Genomic DNA, 3,375 nt, shown 5'->3' with positions numbered 1-3,375 from the left:
TCGAGAACGACGTCAAGGCCGCGGCCCTCGGCGCCGCACGCCTCCTCTCGGTGCGCGGCCCTCGGACACGCCCCGTGCCGGCGGGGATCGGGTACCTCAACCTCGGCACCGGCCTGGCCGCAGCGGTCGTCCTCGACGGTCGGCTCGTCCGGGGTGCAGCCGGGGCTGCGGGTGAGATCGGGCACCTCCCCGTCGGCGGTGCGACGCCGTGCCGGTGTGGACAGACGGGGTGCCTGGAGACTGTCGCGTCCGGTTCCGCGCTGGCCCGCCTGTGGCCGGCCGGGGGTGGAGCAGCCGATCCCTTCCTCGCCGCTGCGGGCGGAGACCCCATGGCGGAGGCGGCAGCCGTGACGGTCTGCCGAGGGGTCGCGCTCGCCATCCAGGTCCTCGTCCTCGCTTCCGGCGTCGAGCACGTCGTCCTCGGAGGCGGGCTCGCCGGGCTCGGTGCCCCGCTCGAGGAGGGGATCCGCAGGGCACTGAAGGAGACCGCAGCGACGTCGTCCCTCATCGAGACCCTCGACCTGCCAAGCCGATTCGAGGTGCTCCACACCGACATCCCGCTCGGGGCGCTCGGGGCGGCGCATCTCGGCGACGAGCAGGAGTGACGCGGGGAAGAGGTCGGTATGGAAGTCATCGTCACCGGACCGCACGAGGTGGCCCCGACGGCCGCGGCCGTCGTGCTCGACCGTCTGGGGAGACTGGCGAGGGCCGCAACGCGACGCGAGCCGGTGCTCGGGCTGGCAACCGGCTCGTCCCCACTCGGCCTCTACCGGGAGCTCGCCGCCGCCGTGGCCGACGGACGCGTCGACCTCGCCGGTGCTCACGGTGTCGCCCTCGACGAGTACGTGGGGCTGCCGCAGGGCCATCCCCAGTCCTACCGCAGCATCCTGGTCCGGGAGGTGGGCGAACGCCTTGGTGTGCCCCCCGACCGGCTCGAGGTCCCGGACGGCAGCGGCGACACGCTCGAGGAGCTCGAGACCGCCGCTGCCGCCTTCGAGCGGCGCATCGCGGCCCTCGGAGGGATCGACCTCCAGATCCTCGGAATCGGGGCGAATGGCCACCTCGGCTTCAACGAGCCCGGCTCGGCGCTCGCGTCCCGCACTCGGGTGAAACGGCTTTCGGACCGGACCCGCGAGGACAACGCCCGGTTCTTCAGCGGCTTCGACGCGGTGCCCACACACAGCGTGACCCAGGGGCTGGGGACGATCCTCGAGGCGAGGACACTGCTCCTCCTCGCCACCGGGGAGGCCAAGGCGCGAGCCGTCGCAGCCGCGGTGGAGGGGCCACTGACCTCATCCTGCCCGGCGTCGGTCCTGCAGTGGCACCCCGATGTCGTCGTCGTGCTCGACGAGGCGGCCGCCGCAGGCCTGCGCAACCGGGAGTACTACGCCGAGGCGGCCGCCGGCCTGTCCCGCTGACTCCCCGCATTCGGGGCCACTCGACATGAGGGGCTCGGTCGAGTGGCCCCGAACGGTCGAGTGGCCCCGAATGCAGACGAATTCTCGGCCCCCAGCAGCAGACGGAGACCGCGGATCCGGGCGTCAGGGAATGGCCCTTGTGTCTCCCCTCGGGGGAGACCTCAGGATGATCACGTGACCGAACCACTGATGTCGATCGGGACGTTCTCTCGGGCGTCCTCCATCTCGATCAAGGCGCTGCGGGCCTACCACGCGCAGGGCATCCTCGAGCCGGCCATCGTCGACGACGAGACCGGCTTCCGCAACTACCACGTCGGCCAGCTCGCCGACGCCGCCGTGGTGCGGCGGCTGCGTGACCTCGACGTGCCGCTCGCGGCGATCCGCGACGTGCTCGCCGCGCGCGACCCGGAAGTCACCCGCCGCGTCCTCACCGAGCACACCGCCAGGATGCGCTCCGAGCTCGAGCGGGCCGAGCGGATCGTCTCCGAGCTGTCCAGGACGGAGCCGGTCCACGAGACGCCTGCGAGGATCGTGCAGCTCGCTCCGCAGACCGTCATCGCCGTCTCGGGGGTCGTCAGCGGTGATGGCTTCTCGTCCTTCCTCCAGCAGTCGTATGCCGCCCTGTTCGCCCGGATCGAAACGCTGGGACTGCGGGTGGCGGGGCCACCCGCGGGGCTCTATGCGCCCGAGATCCTCGATGACACAGGCGAACCCGCGACGGCCTACGTCCCGGTCGAGGATGCGCCGACCAATGTCGGTGAGGGCCTGCTCCGGCTCGAGCTGCCAGCCGTGACGGTGGCCGCGCTGACCCACCGGGGCGGCTACGACTCGATCGGCGAGCGCTACGAGGCGCTCGGGGCCTGGGTCGCACACCACGCCCGACCGACCGGTGCGCCGGTGCGGGAGATCTATGCCGTGGGGCCGACCGAGACAGCCGATCCGGCCGATTACCGGACCGACATCTGCTGGCCGGTCGAACTGGTCAGCTGAACGAATCACCAATCACGAGAAAGGGAACCGACAATGGCACTGACGATGGGGGCCGTGGTCCTCGACTGCGGCGACGCGCGGCGGCTCGGCGAGTTCTGGTCCGCTGCGCTGGGCCGGCCGCTCGACGAGGGGGCGAGCGAGGGCTTCGCGTCGATCGGCATGAAGGAGCGGGACGGGCAGCCGTGGATGTTCGCCAAGGTCCCGGAGGCGAAGGTCGCGAAGAACCGCGCGCATCCCGACTTCACCAGCGAGGACCGCGAAGCGGAGGTCGAGCGTCTCGTCGGGCTCGGCGCGACGGTCGTGGCGGACCATGACGAGTACGGCGTCCGCTGGACGGTGCTCCAGGACGTCGAGGGCAACGAGTTCTGCGTGGCCGGTCCGCACTGAGACAGTCCTTCGCGGGCCTGCGAAGGACACCACGGCGGAGGTATGCCGCTGGGCTGGGAGCCAGCCCAGCGGCATACCACTGCCCGGGTCCAGCCCCGCCCCGCACCCTCGACTGGCCGTCGTGTTCCCAGGTCGGCGCAGGGCCGCCGTCGTCCACCGGTTCGAGTGGCCCGGAAGTCCACACCCTCGAGGGTCGGAAGGCCCCTGTGGATGACGCACAGGGTCGTGCCGATTCCTGTCCACAGCAGGTGGACGGGCGTTTGTGCAGGTCGCCGTGTATGGCTGTCAATGGAATCCACATCGGGGGTCACAGCGCGCCGCACACCTTGTCCACAGTCTTTCCCGGCGTGTCGGACCTGCTCGTCCACACCTTGTCCACAGGCAGTGGAGCGGATCCGACGGTTCGCGTTGTGAGCGACTCCCGCGTGGCTCTACGGTAGGGCGTGCTCCGCTGGAGCGACTGGCTCGGGGCCTCCCCTCCACCCCGTCCCTTGCGCGCCAGCGCGGCGTCGGCGTGCCATCCGGCGTGATGTCAGTGGCGCGTGGTGCAGTTGTGTCAGGGGTAGGACGTCGTCAGGGA

General features: G+C 71.2%; 4 protein-coding genes. All 4 read left to right on the top strand.

Annotated features, from left to right (window positions below; all coding sequences use genetic code 11):
• The coding region (locus LOY02_RS03790; protein WP_317181000.1) for an ROK family protein at positions 1-605 on the top strand (605 nt) is incomplete at its 5' end.
• An 18-nt stretch (positions 606-623) separates the two neighbouring features.
• Entirely contained in the window at positions 624-1,418 is a 795-nt protein-coding gene (locus tag LOY02_RS03785; RefSeq protein ID WP_317180999.1) for a glucosamine-6-phosphate deaminase, read from the top strand.
• A gap of 174 nt (positions 1,419-1,592) precedes the next feature.
• Positions 1,593-2,408: a MerR family transcriptional regulator gene (locus LOY02_RS03780; RefSeq protein ID WP_317180998.1), complete on the top strand. Its 816-nt coding sequence runs from the start codon at positions 1,593-1,595 to the stop codon at positions 2,406-2,408.
• A gap of 33 nt (positions 2,409-2,441) precedes the next feature.
• The gene (locus LOY02_RS03775) at positions 2,442-2,795 is read left to right on the top strand and encodes a VOC family protein (protein WP_317180997.1); all 354 of its coding nucleotides are present in this window, start codon (positions 2,442-2,444) and stop codon (positions 2,793-2,795) included.
• Positions 2,796-3,375 lie beyond the last annotated feature (580 nt).

Origin of the sequence: Intrasporangium sp. (assembly GCF_032907665.1) — a bacterium.
Classification (GTDB): Bacteria; Actinomycetota; Actinomycetes; order Actinomycetales; family Dermatophilaceae; genus Intrasporangium.
The sequence above is the reverse complement of the archived record's forward strand: the minus strand, read 5'-3'. Positions and strand labels throughout refer to the sequence as shown.

What these genes read in the sequence shown, in the direction of transcription:
- LOY02_RS03775 (WP_317180997.1), top strand. Translation starts at nt 2,442, where the DNA reads ATGGCACTGACGATGGGGGCCGTGGTCCTCGACTGCGGCGACGCGCGG.
- LOY02_RS03785 (WP_317180999.1), top strand. Translation starts at nt 624, where the DNA reads ATGGAAGTCATCGTCACCGGACCGCACGAGGTGGCCCCGACGGCCGCG.